The following is a 16,905-nucleotide window of genomic DNA, read 5'->3' on the forward strand; positions in this document are numbered from 1 at the left end:
CAATCCGTCGATTGGCGCACAGCTCTGAGTGTTTGATCATGAAGAATATGTTTAGCGTTCTTAAGACATTTCTCCGTGAATGGAGGAGGAAAGGCTCAGAATGGAACCCAACGAACGGATGGTGAAAGCGAAGCAGCAGGTTGCCCAACATCGGCGAGAATTCTCCTGTCGGGAAGTGGATGAACCTCAGGATGAACGGGTTCCCCCCGGCCAGCATGTGGTGAATAATTTTCCGGTCCTGGATTTGGGCTGTAAGCCGGATATCGTCCTGGCTGAATGGGCTTTAAGTATTGATGGGTGCGTGGCCAATCCGCTGACATGGGATTGGGAGACATTTGAACGGCAGCCTCAGGTGCAGATCACGGCTGACTTTCACTGTGTCACCTCCTGGACCATGTTGGATAATGAATGGAGAGGTGTGAAATTTCAACATCTATTAAATTTGGTTCGCCCCTTGCCCGAGGCCAAGTTTGTACTCTTCGAAGCGTTTGATGAGTATACGACCAATGTCACCCTTCAGGTTTGCGACGATGATGATGTGCTGCTGGCCACTCATTGGAATGAAAGGCCATTGACCAAAGACCACGGTGGACCGGTACGTGTCATTATTCCCAAACTCTACGGTTGGAAAGGGGCAAAGTGGGTCAAAAAAATTACGTTTTCGGATCGCGATCAAAAGGGGTTTTGGGAAGTGCGTGGATATTCCAATACCGCGCGACCATGGGACAATGACCGTTATGGGTGACCCTGTAATTCAGTCTTTCCCCCTCTCTTCTGTGCATTTTCGATTTAGCTATGTCCGTTCGTGATCCTTTTTGTATTTCCAAAGTTGAAGCGTGGTCAATCGCCCTGCCGCTTCTGGCACCCTTTGTCGTGGCATCAGGAGCCATGACGGTGGCTCATAATGTATTTGTCCGTGTGACGCTTCGAAACGGCGCGTATGGTTTTGGGGAAATGGCACCGTTTCCCGAAATTTCAGGCGAAGATCAGGCGGGGAGTCTTCAAAGCTTTCCTCTTGCCGCAAAAGCCTGTCTTGGGCAACCTGTCACTCAGTACAGAAAATTGGCGCACCGGCTTCGTGAAGTCGCCTGGCAGAATCCATCTGTGCGATGTGGTATGGAAACGGCCTTTCTTGATGCGTTGTGTCGGGGCATGGGTATTCCTCTCTGGGGACTGTGGGGAGGGGCCGATGTGCGACCACGGGAAACCGATGTCACGCTGCCAATTGGACCCCTCGATCAGGTTGTTGCCACCGCCCGGTCATGGTATGCAAGGGCATTCCGGATTTTTAAAATGAAAATTGGCCTTGAGGTCGATGAGGATATCAAGCGGATTGCCGCCGTGTGTGCGGCATGTCCCCAGTCGAGGTTTATCCTTGATGCTAATGAGGGATTTTCTTTGGAGCAGGCAAGTGAATGCTTGAAGACCATGGAGCGGTTGCGTCTTCCTGTGATGTTATTCGAACAACCGGTCGCACGAGAGGATGTTGAGGGGTTCGTGACTTTGCGACGCAGAGGAAGGATTCCGCTTGCCGCTGATGAATCAGTTCGCTCCGTACAGGATGCCCGAGGATTAATTGAACGCAACGCGGTTGATGTGCTGAATCTGAAAATTACGAAATGTGGGGTAGTGGAATCCATGGATATTGCCGGGTTGGCCAGGGCCTCAGGCCTCAAACTTATGATTGGTGGCATGGTAGAAAGTCGAGTGGCCATGGGGTGTTCTTTCAGTTTGGCCTTAGGCTTCGGAGGGGTGGAATTTTTGGATCTTGACACGCCGATTCTATTGTCACAAGACCCGGTACAGGGCGGGTATGCGTATAAGGGACCGGTTTTGCAGCCATGGGAAGAGTCGGGGCTTGGGATGGAGATGCGCCAGGAGCCCTCATCGGTGGTCGTCGTTGAATAGGGGGTGTTGAGGAATGATCAGGAGTTTCACCTTTTGGTTGTCCGCAGATATCTCCATCGCACAACCGGCCGTCCGATGATCAAGGAGTTTTCTTTTATGTGTAACTTCGGGAATGGTTTCCCTACGACAAGTCTCAGGACAAGTTTTGTATCCCCGCCTAACAAGAACCGGGGTGTGAAGAATGCGGTTTCCGGATTCAATCGTCTCTTGCTTGCCAGAATTCTCATTTACTGGGTAGGATCATTTAACGGCTGGAATGAGGTTATTGGCTTAACCAGGATGGTGATGAATGGGAATAGGTAATCGAATGATGAGATGGAGCAAAAGCCTCGGACTTGTGGGGCTGGTGTGGTGCGTTTGCGCAGGGCCGGTGTTTGGTCAGGATCTGGCCTCCTTTGAGCAACGTGTGACACGGCATACGTTGAAGAACGGCTGGACCTTCATTATTGTGGAACGTCCGGTTGCCCCTGTTTTTGCCTTTATGACGCGAGTCAATGTGGGATCGGCTCAGGAAGTCATGGGGCAAACGGGACTGGCTCATATGTTTGAGCATATGGCCTTTAAAGGTACCCCTCACATCGGGACGATTGATTACGACGCAGAAAAGATTGCGTTAGCGGCATTGGAAGAAGCTTACCAGGCTTATCAAACGGAGAAATTTGCTGCCGATTCTGACCCGGAGAAGGTGGATCGTCTTTATGCGGTTTTTAAGGAGCGACAGCAAGAGGCTTCTTCGTTTGTGGTGAAAAATGAGTTCGGCGATATCATAGAACGAGAGGGTGGGGTTGCGTTAAATGCCTTTACCGGTGCTGATGTCACGGGGTATTTTTATGCTCTTCCGGCCAATAAAGTCGAACTGTTTGCGTACTTGGAATCCGAGCGTTTTTTGCACCCGGTGTTTCGGGAGTTTTACGAAGAACGGGACGTGGTCATGGAAGAGCGTCGAATGCGCACGGAAAGCCAACCCTTCGGCCGGTTACTCGAACAGTTTGTGGCGACGGCCTATATGGCTCATCCATACCATCATCCGGTGATTGGCTTTGCCAGCGACATCCAATCCTACACGATGACCGACGCGAAGAAGTTTTATGAAGCGCAGTATGTGCCTACGAATTTGGTGACAGCGATCGTTGGAGATGTGAAAGCGGAGGCGGTCATCCCGATTCTTGAAAAATATTTCAATCGAATCCCCTCTGCTCCCGCTCCTCCTCCGCTTCGAATCGTGGAGCCTCCGTCCATCGCGGAAAAAATTGTGAAGCTGCAGGATCCTTCCCAACCCTTATACGTGGAGGGTTATCATAAGCCACCTGTGACCCATGCTGATCAACCGGTGTACGATGCGATCGATGATATTTTAACCAATGGGCGGACCTCTCGATTGTATCGATCGATGATCCGGGACAAACGCATCGCCGTGTCGGTGGGAGCTTACGGGGAATATCCGGGGGACAAGTATCCCCACGTGTGGATGGCCTATGCCGTTCCCGGCCGGGGCGTGACGAATGACACCGTGCAGCAGGCATTACGGGAAGAGTTTGACCGCCTGAAAACCCAGGATGTCTCCGATGAGGAACTGGCACGATTTCGTACCCGTGCCAAAGCGGGGTTGGTTCGGGCTTTGAATAATAACCTTGGTCTGGCCATGCATCTCACCGATTATCAAATGTTGTTTGGAGATTGGCGCGAGTTATTCCGGTCCATTGATCGGTTGGATCAGGTGACCAAGGCCGATATTCGTCGGGTGGCTAACACGATGTTTCAACCAACGAACCGGATCGTGGGCATGATTGAGACGGTTTCTCCTGCCGGGGGACCCCAAGCAGTCACATCCGGGGAGGGTCAATCATGAATCACAGCATATCTTCTGAGCATACGTGGTGTGGTGGAAGTCGATGGTCAATCCTGAGCGCGGGATTGGTGGTCCTTCTCATGTTCTGTATTCCCGTTGTGGGGCAAGCGCAAGTCACAAAAGTGGAGGAGTTGGAGTTCCCGCCATTGCCGGAACTGGTTATTCCTGAACCGGACCGAGTGGTTTTGGATAATGGACTGGTGGTTTTGTTAATGGAAGACCATGAATTACCGCTGGTGGGTGTGTCAGCCATGATCAAGACGGGTTCCCGATTGGACGCTCAAGAAACCATTGGGTTGGCTTCCTTAACGGGAACCGTGCTTCGCACGGGGGGAACGAAAAGTCTAAGCGGAGATGCCCTGGATGAGTTTTTAGAGGGGAAGGCCGCCGCGATTGAAACGCACATTGGGGACTCGGCAGGGACCGCATCCATGGGTTCTCTAACTGAGGATTTTCCTGAGGTGTTGAAGGTTTTTGGAGAGGTATTGCGGTTTCCGGTGTTTGATCCTGAGAAGTTGAAAATTGCAAAAAATCAGGTGATGGCGGGGATTTCCCGTCAGAACGATGACCCGGATGAGATTACGTCACGGGAATATAAGAAATTAATTTATGGGAAGGAATCTCCCTATACATGGGAGCCGACGTATGCCTCCGTGGGGTCTATCACCCGGGAGGATGTGATTCGATGGCATGCGACGTACTTTCATCCCAATCGCATTATTTTAGGGGTAAGTGGCGATTTTGAACGTGAACAAACGCTTGCGCTCATTCAATCCATTTTTGGTGACTGGCCGAAGGGTCCGGAGGTACAGGATGCTCCTGTGTTCATTCAGTCAACGGTTCCGGCTGGGGTGTTTTATGTTGAAAAAAACGATATGACCCAAGCAAAAATTGCCATGGGGCACTTGGGAATTCGTCGGGACGATCCGGATTATTATCCCTTGGTGATCGTCAATCAAATTCTTTCGGGGTCATTTGGCGCCAGATTATTTAATAACATCCGTTCCAAACAAGGGCTGGCTTATGATGTGCATGGGGGCGTTGGATTACAATGGGATTATCCAGGCATGGCCCTCCTTTCGATGTCAACCAAAACGGAAACAACAGGGAAGGGGATTGATGCCTTAATCGCAGAGGCGCGGAACATGGTCGCTCTGCCTCCTACGGATGAAGAAGTGGCGAGTGCGAAAGCCAGTATTTTAAATTCCTTTGTCTTTTCTGTGGATTCACCCGCGAAATTGCTTGGTAAATATATGACATATGAATATTATGGGTATCCTTCGACCTGGCTAAGAGAATTTCGCCAGGGTATTGAAAAGGTCACCACGGCTGAAGTCCGAAGGGCTGCACACAAACATTTGCGTCCGGAGGAGTTTGCGATTCTTGTGGTGGGACCTCGTGCGGGCACCAAACCAGCATTGGCTCGCTACGAACAAATTCAGGAACTGGACATTCGTATTCCAGAGCCCTCTGCCGGAATGTAATGGTCGGCTGAATGTCGGTAGGACGGTCATGGGGTCCTCCTCTTGCTGCGCGACACTGACTTCTTAAGGATTTGAAATGCCAATGCGTCGGTGGCTTACCACAGATCCTCGGGCCTTTTTCTGTGTCCTGCTCCTGAACATCCTGATCGTGGGATGCCAAACCAATCCCTATACGCAACGTTCCCAGCTTTTATTGATGCCCTCCGGGCAAATGAACCAGATGGGGGCTGCCCAGTATAGTGCAGTTTTACAGGACCCCAAGGTTGTGATTTCCAAAGATCCCAAAGAGATTGAGCCGGTTAAACGTGTAGCAGCTCGTATTATTGAGGCGGCCAAGCGTTCTAAATATGGGGATGTGGCGAAAGCGTTTGATTGGGAGGTGACGGTCATTAAGGATGATAATACCAAGAATGCCTGGGCCTTGCCGGGCGGGAAAATTGCGGTCTATACCGGGATTTTCCCGATGGCAAAAAATGAGGCCGGATTGGCGGCTATCATGGGACATGAAGTTGTTCATGCGCTGGCGGAACATGGAGGAGAGCGGATGAGCCAGGGTCTGGTGGCTCAATTTGGAATGACCGCAGCGGCAATCGTGCTTTCGACGCAGAGCCTCAACCCGGCATTAAATGACTTAGCGATGCAGGCAATGGGGCTTGGTGTGCAGACGGGTGTTCTGTTACCGTTCAGCCGAAAACACGAGTCGGAAGCTGACTATATCGGTGTCTTGCTTGCCGGCGATGCAGGGTACGATCCTCGGGAAGCGATTCATATTTGGGAACGGATGGCCGCGGCTTCTGATGGCGCTCCACCGGAATTTTTATCTACCCATCCAGCGCATGAGACCCGGATTTCCGATCTTACAAAATGGATGCCTGAGGCCATGGAGCTCTATGAAAAGGCTCCAAAGGCGCCTGTGGCCAATCTGCCCCCTATTGCACCAACTCCGGTGCAACGTCCTTCGCAACCACCCAATGCGGCTCGTTTCCGTCATTAGCCATGGGGCAAAGAATCCGTATGGTTTTCAAAGCTTTCCGGCCCATGCTGCGACAGGGATTGATCGTCATTCAAGGCCAGCTATGATCGTCAGATTTCGTCTTTTTTGGCCAGCAGTGGTTGCCTGTCTGCTGTTGGCTGGTTGTGGGAAGAGTGAGGCGGTGGTGGAAATTGCCCTTCATCCCACAAACACCAAAATTCTTTACCTCGCCACCAACGATTATATTTATAAATCCCGGGACGAAGGCCTCACCTGGCAGAACATGTCGGCCGGTATGACTCATTCCCGCGTCATTGCTCTGGCCATTGATCCCCTGTTTCCGGCCAATATTCTCGCCGGAACAAAAGGGGACGCGGTGTATAAAAGTTATGATGGCGGGCAGCGATGGGTGTCACGACGGACGGGATTGGATGATGTGACGATTTCCTCGGTGGTCCACCAATTGGTGTTTGCTCCGGGATCCAGTGCCCATCTTTTTGCTGCCACGTCATTAGGGGTGTTTGAGTCAAACGATGGGGGAGAAACCTGGAGTAAGCGGATGGAGGGCATGAAAGAAGTGCTCATGGTGGTGACGCTTGACTGCGATCCCCGTCAGCCTCAAACGCTTTATGCCGGAACCAGCGGGGGCGTCTATAAATCCATTGACGGGGCTCGCACCTGGAAAATGGTCAATAATGGGTTGGTGGCCGCTGAGGTGCTGAAATCCTCGCGGGCATTGAGCGTGACTCGAATTAAGGTTGACCCTCATGAATCCGATACGGTGTATACTGCGACTCTGAGTGGACTGTACGTCACCAAGGATGGAGGGCAAGTCTGGACCCGCATTGGAAAGACACTGTCCGATCAGATGTTGAGTGACCTCATTCTCGATCACACCCACCCCCATGTCGTGTATGTGACCAATCGTGACGGCGTTTTTAGAAGTGAAGATGGAGGAATAACCTGGGAAGCTCGAAGTGCGGGCTTGACGAATGTTAATATTCGGGCTCTAGCCATGAGCGCGGTTGATTCGGATGTGCTGTATGTGGGGACGAACGGAAAAGGGCTTTTTCGGACGCATGATCGTGGAATGTCATGGGAGGCGGTGCCCCTGGTTGTGGCTGAATCCCTTTGAGGTTTATCCTGAATGGGAGATGATTTGATATCCTTCTTCTTGAAGATTAAGATCTTCTTGAAGGGGTAGGCGATAGAGTCGTTTCGACTGATTTCTGGTGACGAGTAAGAAAGGTAACTGCTGTGGCTTTTTGGGATTCGAAGCAAGGACGAAATCGTGTGGATGCGGTCTGCTCCTTTTGTGGTCGGGCAAAACCCGGAGCAACCAATTTGATCCAGGCCCCGACGAAACAGGCCTGCTCGCAATGTCAGGCTCCGGGGTCGGTCTTGATTTGTGCGGATTGCATCCAACAATGTTCAAAATTTTTGTCAGGCCATACGGAAGGCCAATCCGCCATTGAGCCGCCAGCGGGTCCCTTGCCGACCCCTCCTGAAATCAAAGAGGTCTTGGACCAGTATGTGATAGGACAAGACCGCGCCAAAAAGGTTCTGTCGGTCGCCGTCCACAATCATTATAAACGGGTCTTTAGCGGGAAAGATCTGCCTGATGTGGAATTAGAAAAAGGGAATGTGATGTTAATCGGGCCGACTGGAACCGGCAAGACCTTACTAGCTAAAACCTTAGCGAAGATTTTGCATGTGCCCTTTGCCATCGCGGATGCTACCACGGTGACGGAAGCGGGGTATGTGGGCGAAGATGTGGAAAATGTGGTCTTGAAGTTATTGCAGTCATGTGATTTTAATATGGCCAGAGCGCAGGTGGGCATCATTTATATTGATGAAATTGATAAGATCAGCCGGAAGTCTGAAAGTGCCTCTATTACGCGGGATGTGTCCGGGGAGGGTGTCCAGCAGGCGTTGTTGAAACTGGTGGAAGGGACGTTATGCAATGTGCCTCCCAAGGGGGGAAGAAAACATCCTGAGCAGGAATTTCTCAGGGTGGACACGACGAATATCCTCTTTATTTGTGGTGGTGCGTTTGTGGGGGTGGAGGATATTATTGCGCAGCGGACCAATCAGAAACGAATGGGTTTTGGCGCGGTTGCCTCCAATGGGGAGGCATTGAGCTCTGATCAATTAATGGAAAAACTTAAGCCGGAAGATCTTTTAAAGTATGGACTCATTCCTGAATTTGTCGGCCGGTTTCCTATTCTGGCCTCTTTGAATGATTTGCGCGTGGAGGATATGGTTCGGGTTCTACAGGAACCGAAAAATGCTCTTCTGAAACAATATCAAGCCTTATTCCAATTAGATGGCGTGCAGTTGGATTTCACGCCGGAGGCGGTTCAAGCCATTGCCGCCAGGGCTTCGTCTATGAAAACCGGAGCCAGGGGATTGCGTTCTATTCTGGAGGAAGTCATGCTGGATTTAATGTACGATGTGCCCGCCTTGAAAAACATTAAGCGAGTGATTATCTCCGAGGAAACGATTGACGGCAGGGGGGCTCCCCAATTAATTTCCTAAAAATAATGCTCGGAGGAGTCGTTTCCTTGCCGGGGATTGTTGCATTCTTTTCCATTCTGACTTATGCTAATCAAAAGAAATTCATCACGACATTCGGGCCACGTGGTGAATGTTTAAGTGACGGGCCCATCACTGATGTTGTTTTGCCAAGGAATCCGCAAGGAGTCTGATTGGAAGTTAGTCCTAAGTCGCCACCTGGTTTGCGTTCTCGGGCCGTTCCTTCCCTTCTCTTCTCTTCGACCCATGCAAAACAATATCGCATTTAGAAGGAGGGACCCCGATGGGTTCAAAGATCTATGTGGGTGGCCTGCCGTATTCTACGGCAGAACAAGAATTGGCTGACCTTTTTGGCCAGCACGGCGCCGTGACGTCGGCTAAAATTATTACGGACAAGTACACGGGGCAATCTCGAGGATTTGGTTTTGTCGAAATGGCCTCGGATGCTGAAGCCAAGGCGGCGATTGAGGCGCTGAATGGAACCGAAATGGGAGGGCGCACCCTGACGGTCAATGAAGCGAAGCCACAAGCACCGCGAACCGGATTTGGTGGCGGTGGCGGAAACCGCGGCGGTGGCGGAAACCGCGGCGGCGGGGGAGACCGTTGGTAATTCGCTAAGTCACAAACAGGCTACCCTTCAATAGAAGCAGGGGGTCCGATAACGGATCCCCTGCTTTTTTTATACCTTGGGTAATGGTCCGGAAACATTGTAGAATGAGGTAGTGATGGTCGGCCAGGATGCCTCGCCGGGAATGTTGGCGGGCATCGGAGCTTTCATAACCCCATTGAAATAGAATGGAAGACAATACACAATGAGCGATTCTTCAGAGTTTTCTTCCTCCAAGGATTCTTCTCGGTCTGGTGGATCTTCTTTCCAAAAATCATCTCGTCAGTCTGGAAATTCCCCGTTGGTGGTCATTGACCAATGTTTGGCGTCCTTGCCTGAAGGGGATCACCGGATTCCTCTTCTCTATCAGCTTCGGCACGGGTTTGTTGAGCAAATGACGGCTTCTCAACAACAAGAGGCCGATATGCGGAAACTTCAAGGAGTACTTGAGAAACTGACGGCCCCGGCGAATCGAATCGGAACGTTACTTGATCAGCCTGATAAGGGTGTGGCGAGAATTATGGTTGGTGGGGCGGAATATTATGCCAATATCGATCCCAGGCTTGAGGGAGATGGTTTAAAGGTTGGACATCAGATTTTAGTGAATGAGGCATATGTGGTCATTCGGTCTCTCGGGTATGATCGGAGTGGCCCGATTGTGAAAGTTCGTGAAATATTAGCTGATGGGCGTCTTCGTATTGACCAAGAGGCAGGCAGGCAAGGCATTCTTATTCAACGGGCTGATGATCTTGCCGGTACGGAATTGAAGGTCGGCGATGAGGTACGATTGGACCCGACTCACCGGATTGCCATCGAACGATTAGAAAACCCTCAGGGGCAATCGCATCTTTTAGCGGAATTGCCAACTGTCCGTTGGGAGCATATCGGTGGGCAGCAGGAGGCTATTCAAGCCATCCGCCGGTCAATAGAATATCCCCTTCTTCATGGAGGATTGTTCTCACGGTATCAATTTCAGCAACCCAAGGGATTTCTTCTCTATGGCCCGCCGGGGTGCGGAAAGACCCTGATTGGCCAAGCCACCGCGGCCAGTCTTGGGCAACTCTTCGCGAAAGAACGTGAAACGCTCACCCCTCATGTTGGAATGCAAGAGCAAGGCTCTGCCTCTCAACCACCGCCAATTGTGGGTGGCGTGTTTCTGCATGTCAAAGGTCCGGAAGTCCTGAATATGTGGGTGGGGGAATCGGAGCGAATCATCCGGGATTTATTTCTTCAAGCCCGGCAACACAGGCAGGCCGGGAGGCTGCCATTTATCTTCATCGATGAAGCCGAATCCATTTTAGGCACGAGACGGGCGGTGCGTTCCTACAATGTCTCCAACACACTGGTGCCCATGTTTTGTGCCGAACTCGACGGCATCGAAAGCCTTTCTCAGGTGGTGGTCATTCTGGCCTCAAATCGTCCGGATATGATTGATCCGGCAGTGCTACGGCCTGGAAGAATTGATCGGAAAATTAAGGTGGGCCGGCCTGGGCGAAACGATGTGGCGGAAATATTGCGTGTCTATTTGACCGCTGATCTGCCTTACGACACGAAAACGGCTGCCGGCAGTGGGCAAAAGGATAAGGATCCGATGTCGCAGATTATCGACGGACTGTTAGAGAACCTCTTTCAGCGAAGTCAGGAGAATCGAGTGTTGGCCATTCGGTTGCGTAGCGGACGGCGTGAAATTCTCTACCGTCGGGATTTATTGAGTGGTGCGGTGCTGGCAGGAATCGTCCGTCGTGCAAAAGAACGGGCTATTGAGCGGGCGATTCAATCGGGCGATCAGGAAACCTCGGGTTTGAGCCTCGATGATTTATGCATTGCCAGCAATGAGGAGTTCAAGGAGAGTGAAATTTTCCCGCCAGATGATTCAGCTGAGGAATGGTTGAAACTCCTGGATTATCATCCCGACCAGGTTGTCGGAGTGTCCTCTTTGCAGCCTGGAAAGGATGGAGAAGAGCATCGGACTTCTCAGATTGTGTAAATCTCCCTTTCCGGCACGCTTGACCCAATGAGACGTTCTCACTTCAAAGATTGGAATAAATGAATCCTATTCGCCTTTTTGGTATCGAGACCGAGTACGGGATTGCGAGGGAGGATATCGAGACCGCCGATCCTGTGGTGGAATCCATGGAATTGGTGCGGGCCTATCTTGACGGGCATTTTACCCGCCGCTGGGATTATCGCGGCGAGCATCCGCATGAAGATCAACGTGGTTTTCGGGTGACCGAATTAGCTCAGGATAAAGAGGAGAACTTGTTTGCGGAGCAGGACGCCCATCGACCTTTTTCCTTCCATGAAATGAAAAGTGACCTTGTCCTCCCCAATGGGGCACGATTTTATAATGACCACACGCATCCTGAATATTCCACGCCGGAATGCCGGTCTCTCAAGGATATGGTCGCGCATGACCGGGCCGGCGAACGAATCCTTTGGAAGGCGGCGCAACGCCGAAATCAGGCCCTTGGGGGCCCGATGGTTCAGCTGTATAAAAATAACACGGATTTTCATGGGCATAGTTATGGCTGCCATGATAATTATCTGGTCTCGCGCGAACTCAATTTTGAGAATTTGGCTCGTGGACTCATGCCTTTTCTGGTCAGCAGACAATTGGTCGCCGGCGCAGGTAAGGTCGGTCGGGAAGGGCAAGAGCGGGGGTTTCAGCCCGGGGGTTTTCAATTGTCCCAACGCGCAGATTTTATGGAGGCCGAGCTGGGTGTAGATACCATGCACAACCGCCCGATCCTCAATACGCGGGACGAACCGCATGCGAATCGTGAGCGTTATCGGCGCCTTCACCTTATTGTGGGTGATGCCAATATGTGTGAATATGCCACGGCCTTGAAGATCGGCACGACGCGGGTGGTGTTGGATATGATTGCCGGAGGGCTCTTGCCGCCCTGTGAGCTGGACTCCCCGGTGCAGGCCATTCAGGCACTCTCTCGTGATCCTGAATTGAGCACCCTTGTGAAACGGCAGTCTGGTGGCCTGATTTCCGGGGTGGATATTCAGCGGGAGTATCTGAATTCGGCCAGGAAATATTTCATTGAAATGGATGAAGAGACATCCTGGATTCTTCGCGAATGGGAGCAGGTATTGGACCTTCTCGAACGGGATCGATGGCAGCTTGTGGGTAAAATCGATTGGGTGACCAAATGGTGGTTGCTTGAAACTTTTAGTCAGGCCGAGCGTATCGGCTGGGATGATCCTTGGCTTGCCAGCCTGGATCTGGAATATCATAATCTGGATCCTGATCGCGGCCTGTTTTTCGGGTTGGAAGGCGAAGGGCGAACAACACGGATATCACAGGAGCAAGATATTCACGAAGCGATGAAGCATGGACCGCGTGATACGCGTGGAGGTCTGAGAGGGTTGTGTGTGCAACGATTTGGTCGGGACATTACGTCGATACAATGGGAAGGAGTGCATTTTCAGGCTCAAAATGGGGGATTGTATCTAGACCTGCTGGATCATCTTGAGCCCGTGGCAGTCGCTCAATGTCGGTCGGTGATTGAGCATGCCGAGACCCCCTTTGATATGATGGAATCTATGGAATCAAAGAAATAGTTCATGTGGAGGATGAGATTTATGAAAAAGGATGTTGAATATGCCAAAGCCGGTGGCGGTCTTGAAAGAAAAGAGCGGCCAATCGATCCACTTTCTAAACCATCGGGGCCTGGCGATCAGGAGTCAGGTCCTAAACGCCCGGAACCGGATTCGCCATCCCGTGATAATCTCATGAAGCGCATGCGCAAGGTGGACCCCAAGCAGGCGGAAAAATATCGCCAACGGACCGGGGAATAAGGATAATGGGACAACAGGGGGACTTCCTTCAGGTTTTGCGGGAACGGGGCTATGCGGTTGATGACCTTTGGCAACGGTTCAATGGCGGTATACCATCAGGGCATGCTGAGATTGCGTCCGGGACGACGGTCTTTGCCATCAAGTATGCTGATGGCGTCCTCGTGGCAGGTGACCGGCGTGCTACGGCCGGAAATGTCGTGATGTATGATCGCACCGATAAGGTCTTGGAATTGGATCGGTTTTCTGTTTTAGCCATTGCAGGGGTTCCGGCCACCGCCTTTGAGATGGCCCGAATATTAGAGCACTCTTTTAAGTATTACCGGAGAAGTCAATTGCAGGATTTGAGTTTTGAGGGAAAGTTGCGTGCCTTATCAACGTTGTTGAAAAATAATGCCCCTGCGGCGTTGGCGGGGACCGGAACGGTGGCGCCAATTTTTGCGGGGTATGACCAACTTGAAGGGTGCGGAAAAATATTTTTCTATGACATCTTAGGGGCTGAATTCGAGGCGGTGGAATATGCTGTCTCTGGATCCGGGTCATCCACGATTCGGGGGATTTTGTTTTACATGAATCGGTGGGGGAATGGTCCTGTTGCCGGCATGAATGAGGAGGAAGCCTTGACGTTTGTGCTTCGGCTGATGACCAGTGCCGCAGAGTTTGATTCGGCAACCGGCGGAGTGGATGCGCAGGCGCAACTTTATCCTATCGTGAAACGCATTTCCGCGGAAGGGGTGAGAGCGATTCCTGCGGAACGGTTGAAATCACTGTTTTCTGAAAAGGTGCTGAATCATGTATGAAGAGCCCTATCGATGGACTGAAGCCGTCGCCAATCGGCGGGAATATTTGGACGATCAATTCACCCAAGGCAATCCGTTGATTGCCGTTTCCTTTCCACAAGGGATTTTGTTGCTGACCTTTAATCGGGGTACGGACAAAATTTATGAAATTTACGATCGCATTGCGCTTGGAGGCATGGGCCATCCGGCCGATTTGGAAAAATTACGGTATACCCTATTGGATATGGCCCACGTTGAAGGGTTCCAGCGGTCTCCGGCGGATGTGACTGCTTCCCGACTGATGAAAAATGGTCTGGCTCCTGTTATCAAGCAAGCGTTTGAAGAAATATTCAAGGCACCGTACATTGCCAAAATTCTACTGGCAGAAGTCGGGGCTTCTCAGGAACGGGACCGCCTGTTCAGCATTAATTATGATGGCATGTTTGAAGAACAACGCGAATTCGGGTTGCTGGCGGCCTCCACCTCCATCCGTGGTCCGCTTACTCAGGAATGGAAAAGACAGAGCCTGCTGTCCTCTCTCCAGTCGGCTGTGGAGCGGAGTCTCCGTTTATGGGGGATCGCAAGCCTTCTCCAGACAGTTTCTCCCTCTTCGGATAGTGAAGAGGAAGGAACCACCTCTTCAGCAGGCAGTTCCCTCTCCACTATTCCAGATGATGAGGCCATTACTTTACGAATTCGTGAAAGGCTGTCCAAAGAAACACTGGAGTGTGTGTTTCTGGATCGGGAGAGCGGGAAGATGGAAACCTATCGTGCTCTGAGTCAGTCGGAACTGCAGTCCTTCATTCCCTCTGTGTTCCAATCTGCCATCTAAATCCTGGCAGAGCGAGGTCCCTATGCATAATCGAATCTTCGGTATTGAGACCGAATATGGCCTGCTTATCAAGGCCGATCAACCGGACGTGTCTTCTCCTTGGATTGCCCACCGGATCATTGAGCATTTGTTTGGCCGGAAAAAACACGGCGTTATTGACTGGCATTATCGTGGGCATGATGAACCGCCAGGCAATGGGGGCTTCCTGCTGAATGCAGGTCGGATGTATGTCGATATGGGACATCTTGAATATGCCTCGCCGGAATGCCATTCGCTGTGGGATTTAGTGGCTGCAGACCGGGCCGGAGATTGGCTGTTGCAGGACTGTCTGGACGAGCTTGGTCTTTCAGAATTGGTGTCGATCATTAAAAACAATATTGATCATGAGACAGACGCGACATTTGGTTGCCATGAAAACTATCTGGTCACGCGGGACTTTCCGTTTACCTATCAAGGGTTAGGGATGCTCATGCCGTTTCTGGTGACACGCCAGGTCTTTACGGGTGCCGGCCGAATCGGTAAGGCGCGTTCCGCGGACGGCTGGATTGCCCTGGACGATATTGAGGGGCCCGGAGGGTCCCGGTCACAGAAATCAACCAAAGAAGGGATAATCTACCAAATTTCGCAGCGTCCGGATTATATCGTCAACGACTTTTTTGAATGGGTTCAACATAACCGGGCTATTGTGAATACCCGGGATGAACCCCTGGCCGATCCAGAGCGATTCCGGCGGTTGCACTTGCTCATGGGCGATTCGAATATGGCAGAGGAAGCGACTCTTTTAAAAATGGGGACGACCGGCCTGGTCCTGCAATTGATTGAAGAAGGGTATGCCCCGCAAGGGTTGGATTTTGATGATCCTGTCCAGACCCTGCGAGCCATCTCCCACGATCCTGAGCAAAAATGGATGGTCACACTCTCAACCGGTCGGCATCTTTCTGCCTTGGATATTCAAGAGCAGTTTTGGGAGGCCGCCGCCAAACAGTATGCCGGGCAGGATGAGGAAACCGACTGGGTTCTGGCCCATTGGGAATCGGTCGTGCAGGATTTACGAAATGGTTATCAAGCGGTGGTCGGCCGGGTTGATTGGGCCTCCAAGCTCTGGTTGCTGGAGAACTTTCGAAAAGCGGAGAAGTTGGAATGGGATGATCCCTGGTTGAAAAGTCTGGATTTGGAATATCACAATGTTGATCCACAGGCAGGGCTCTATCATGGCATGACGGAGGAAGGCGAGGCGCCGCGCTTCACGACAAATGACCTGGTCGAATTGGCGAAAGGTCAACCCCCACGCAACACTCGTGCGTTTGGGCGGGCCGAAATCATTCGTCATGTCGTCAAGGAAGGTTGGGCGGATTTTTTAGAAAAGGCGACAGGCCATCACGATCCGCGTCGTCCGCCCTATGTCATCAATTGGTCGGTTTTGCAACTTCAGGGGAGTCCGGCTTTTGTCATGGCCGACCCCTTTCGCAGCTATGTGCAGGAAAGTCGGGATTATTGTTCAGAATGGTCTTTTCGTCCTTCCCTCGAATCCTTCTCGAATAAGGGAGATTCCTAATATTCGGTCGAGGGCAACTACCCTGTGCCTGAGCCGTTTCAATCTTTTTGCTCCTTTACTGCCCTTTTTACAGGTGGTAGTTTAAAATTCGTAGGGTAGGCTATCGAGGTGTTTGTCCAGAGCAAATATTTTTCCAACAACCCAGCGCTCGACTCATTGAACTTCCTGGATGGGAACACCAGTAGAAAAATGACCTGCCGGGAGTCTCAGATTTTCGTGGGTTCGTGGTGGTTGGCTGTGGCGAGTCGTGGGGCTCTGGCGCATTGGAATTTTTCTTTAAAGGGCGCCATGGAATTACAGGGAATTTGCTAGAGGTTTTTAAGTGGTCAAGCTGATGGGGGGTTGGCTTATCATTTGCTAAGAGGGATGGATGCATTTCTTATTTTCAATGCTGTCGCGATAAATCTGGAAATCCATGATGTCAGATGTCAACGGAGTCTTCAAAACTAGTTTAATCTTGCATAGGGCTGAATCAAATGAGTATCTATAAGGAGGTGCACCCTCTCATGCAGTTGAGAGTGACCAGCTGATACCCTAGGGTTTTGTTTTTATGTGTGGAAATTTAACGTGTAGTATTCT

Annotated in this window: 14 protein-coding genes; all 14 read left to right on the forward strand. The window is 51.3% G+C overall.

What is annotated here, in order from left to right:
* The first annotated feature begins 100 nt into the window (after nt 1-100).
* Complete coding sequence (locus H6750_06830) at nt 101-745, forward strand: sulfite oxidase-like oxidoreductase (GenBank protein MCB9774027.1); 645 nt, start codon at nt 101-103, stop codon at nt 743-745.
* Between the two features lie 50 nt (nt 746-795).
* Nucleotides 796-1,908: a dipeptide epimerase gene (locus tag H6750_06835; GenBank protein MCB9774028.1), complete on the forward strand. Its 1,113-nt coding sequence runs from the start codon at nt 796-798 to the stop codon at nt 1,906-1,908.
* Nucleotides 1,909-2,197: 289 nt separating this feature from the next.
* Complete coding sequence (locus H6750_06840) at nt 2,198-3,757, forward strand: insulinase family protein (GenBank protein MCB9774029.1); 1,560 nt, start codon at nt 2,198-2,200, stop codon at nt 3,755-3,757.
* Complete coding sequence (locus H6750_06845) at nt 3,754-5,241, forward strand: insulinase family protein (protein MCB9774030.1); 1,488 nt, start codon at nt 3,754-3,756, stop codon at nt 5,239-5,241. Before H6750_06840 ends, H6750_06845 begins: the two co-directional genes overlap by 4 nt.
* 76 nt (nt 5,242-5,317) lie before the next feature.
* Nucleotides 5,318-6,235: a M48 family metallopeptidase gene (locus tag H6750_06850; protein ID MCB9774031.1), complete on the forward strand. Its 918-nt coding sequence runs from the start codon at nt 5,318-5,320 to the stop codon at nt 6,233-6,235.
* A gap of 82 nt (nt 6,236-6,317) precedes the next feature.
* The gene (locus H6750_06855; protein ID MCB9774032.1) at nt 6,318-7,349 is read left to right on the forward strand and encodes a hypothetical protein; all 1,032 of its coding nucleotides are present in this window, start codon (nt 6,318-6,320) and stop codon (nt 7,347-7,349) included.
* 122 nt (nt 7,350-7,471) lie between these two features.
* On the forward strand, nt 7,472-8,752 hold the full coding sequence (gene clpX, locus H6750_06860; protein MCB9774033.1) for an ATP-dependent Clp protease ATP-binding subunit ClpX: 1,281 nt from the start codon (nt 7,472-7,474) through the stop codon (nt 8,750-8,752).
* Nucleotides 8,753-9,032: 280 nt separating this feature from the next.
* Nucleotides 9,033-9,359 (forward strand): RNA-binding protein, encoded by a 327-nt coding sequence (locus H6750_06865; GenBank protein MCB9774034.1) that lies wholly within the window; start codon nt 9,033-9,035, stop codon nt 9,357-9,359.
* A 202-nt stretch (nt 9,360-9,561) separates the two neighbouring features.
* Complete coding sequence (locus H6750_06870; protein ID MCB9774035.1) at nt 9,562-11,343, forward strand: AAA family ATPase; 1,782 nt, start codon at nt 9,562-9,564, stop codon at nt 11,341-11,343.
* Between the two features lie 68 nt (nt 11,344-11,411).
* Nucleotides 11,412-12,926, forward strand: a complete 1,515-nt coding sequence (locus H6750_06875; protein MCB9774036.1) for a proteasome accessory factor PafA2 family protein — start codon at nt 11,412-11,414, stop codon at nt 12,924-12,926.
* A 21-nt stretch (nt 12,927-12,947) separates the two neighbouring features.
* Nucleotides 12,948-13,163: a ubiquitin-like protein UBact gene (locus H6750_06880; protein MCB9774037.1), complete on the forward strand. Its 216-nt coding sequence runs from the start codon at nt 12,948-12,950 to the stop codon at nt 13,161-13,163.
* Between the two features lie 5 nt (nt 13,164-13,168).
* Nucleotides 13,169-13,960, forward strand: coding sequence for a proteasome subunit alpha (locus H6750_06885; protein ID MCB9774038.1), 792 nt, complete (start codon nt 13,169-13,171; stop codon nt 13,958-13,960).
* A complete protein-coding gene (locus H6750_06890) occupies nt 13,953-14,771 on the forward strand; it encodes a hypothetical protein (GenBank protein MCB9774039.1) in 819 nt (272 codons plus the stop codon). The genes H6750_06885 and H6750_06890 overlap by 8 nt, the downstream gene beginning before the upstream one ends.
* A gap of 22 nt (nt 14,772-14,793) precedes the next feature.
* Nucleotides 14,794-16,326 carry a proteasome accessory factor PafA2 family protein gene (locus tag H6750_06895; protein MCB9774040.1) on the forward strand — a complete coding sequence of 511 codons (1,533 nt, stop codon included), beginning with the start codon at nt 14,794-14,796 and terminating at the stop codon, nt 16,324-16,326.
* The last annotated feature ends 579 nt before the right edge of the window (nt 16,327-16,905 follow it).

The sequence above is a fragment of the Nitrospiraceae bacterium genome, assembly GCA_020632595.1.
Classification (GTDB): Bacteria; Nitrospirota; Nitrospiria; order Nitrospirales; family UBA8639; genus Nitrospira_E.

What these genes read in the sequence shown, in the direction of transcription:
- H6750_06870 (MCB9774035.1), top strand. Translation starts at nt 9,562, where the DNA reads ATGAGCGATTCTTCAGAGTTTTCTTCCTCCAAGGATTCTTCTCGGTCT.
- H6750_06890 (MCB9774039.1), top strand. Translation starts at nt 13,953, where the DNA reads ATGTATGAAGAGCCCTATCGATGGACTGAAGCCGTCGCCAATCGGCGG.
- H6750_06895 (MCB9774040.1), top strand. Translation starts at nt 14,794, where the DNA reads ATGCATAATCGAATCTTCGGTATTGAGACCGAATATGGCCTGCTTATC.
- H6750_06835 (MCB9774028.1), top strand. Translation starts at nt 796, where the DNA reads ATGTCCGTTCGTGATCCTTTTTGTATTTCCAAAGTTGAAGCGTGGTCA.
- H6750_06850 (MCB9774031.1), top strand. Translation starts at nt 5,318, where the DNA reads ATGCCAATGCGTCGGTGGCTTACCACAGATCCTCGGGCCTTTTTCTGT.
- H6750_06885 (MCB9774038.1), top strand. Translation starts at nt 13,169, where the DNA reads ATGGGACAACAGGGGGACTTCCTTCAGGTTTTGCGGGAACGGGGCTAT.
- H6750_06865 (MCB9774034.1), top strand. Translation starts at nt 9,033, where the DNA reads ATGGGTTCAAAGATCTATGTGGGTGGCCTGCCGTATTCTACGGCAGAA.
- H6750_06840 (MCB9774029.1), top strand. Translation starts at nt 2,198, where the DNA reads ATGGGAATAGGTAATCGAATGATGAGATGGAGCAAAAGCCTCGGACTT.
- H6750_06845 (MCB9774030.1), top strand. Translation starts at nt 3,754, where the DNA reads ATGAATCACAGCATATCTTCTGAGCATACGTGGTGTGGTGGAAGTCGA.
- H6750_06855 (MCB9774032.1), top strand. Translation starts at nt 6,318, where the DNA reads ATGATCGTCAGATTTCGTCTTTTTTGGCCAGCAGTGGTTGCCTGTCTG.
- H6750_06880 (MCB9774037.1), top strand. Translation starts at nt 12,948, where the DNA reads ATGAAAAAGGATGTTGAATATGCCAAAGCCGGTGGCGGTCTTGAAAGA.
- H6750_06830 (MCB9774027.1), top strand. Translation starts at nt 101, where the DNA reads ATGGAACCCAACGAACGGATGGTGAAAGCGAAGCAGCAGGTTGCCCAA.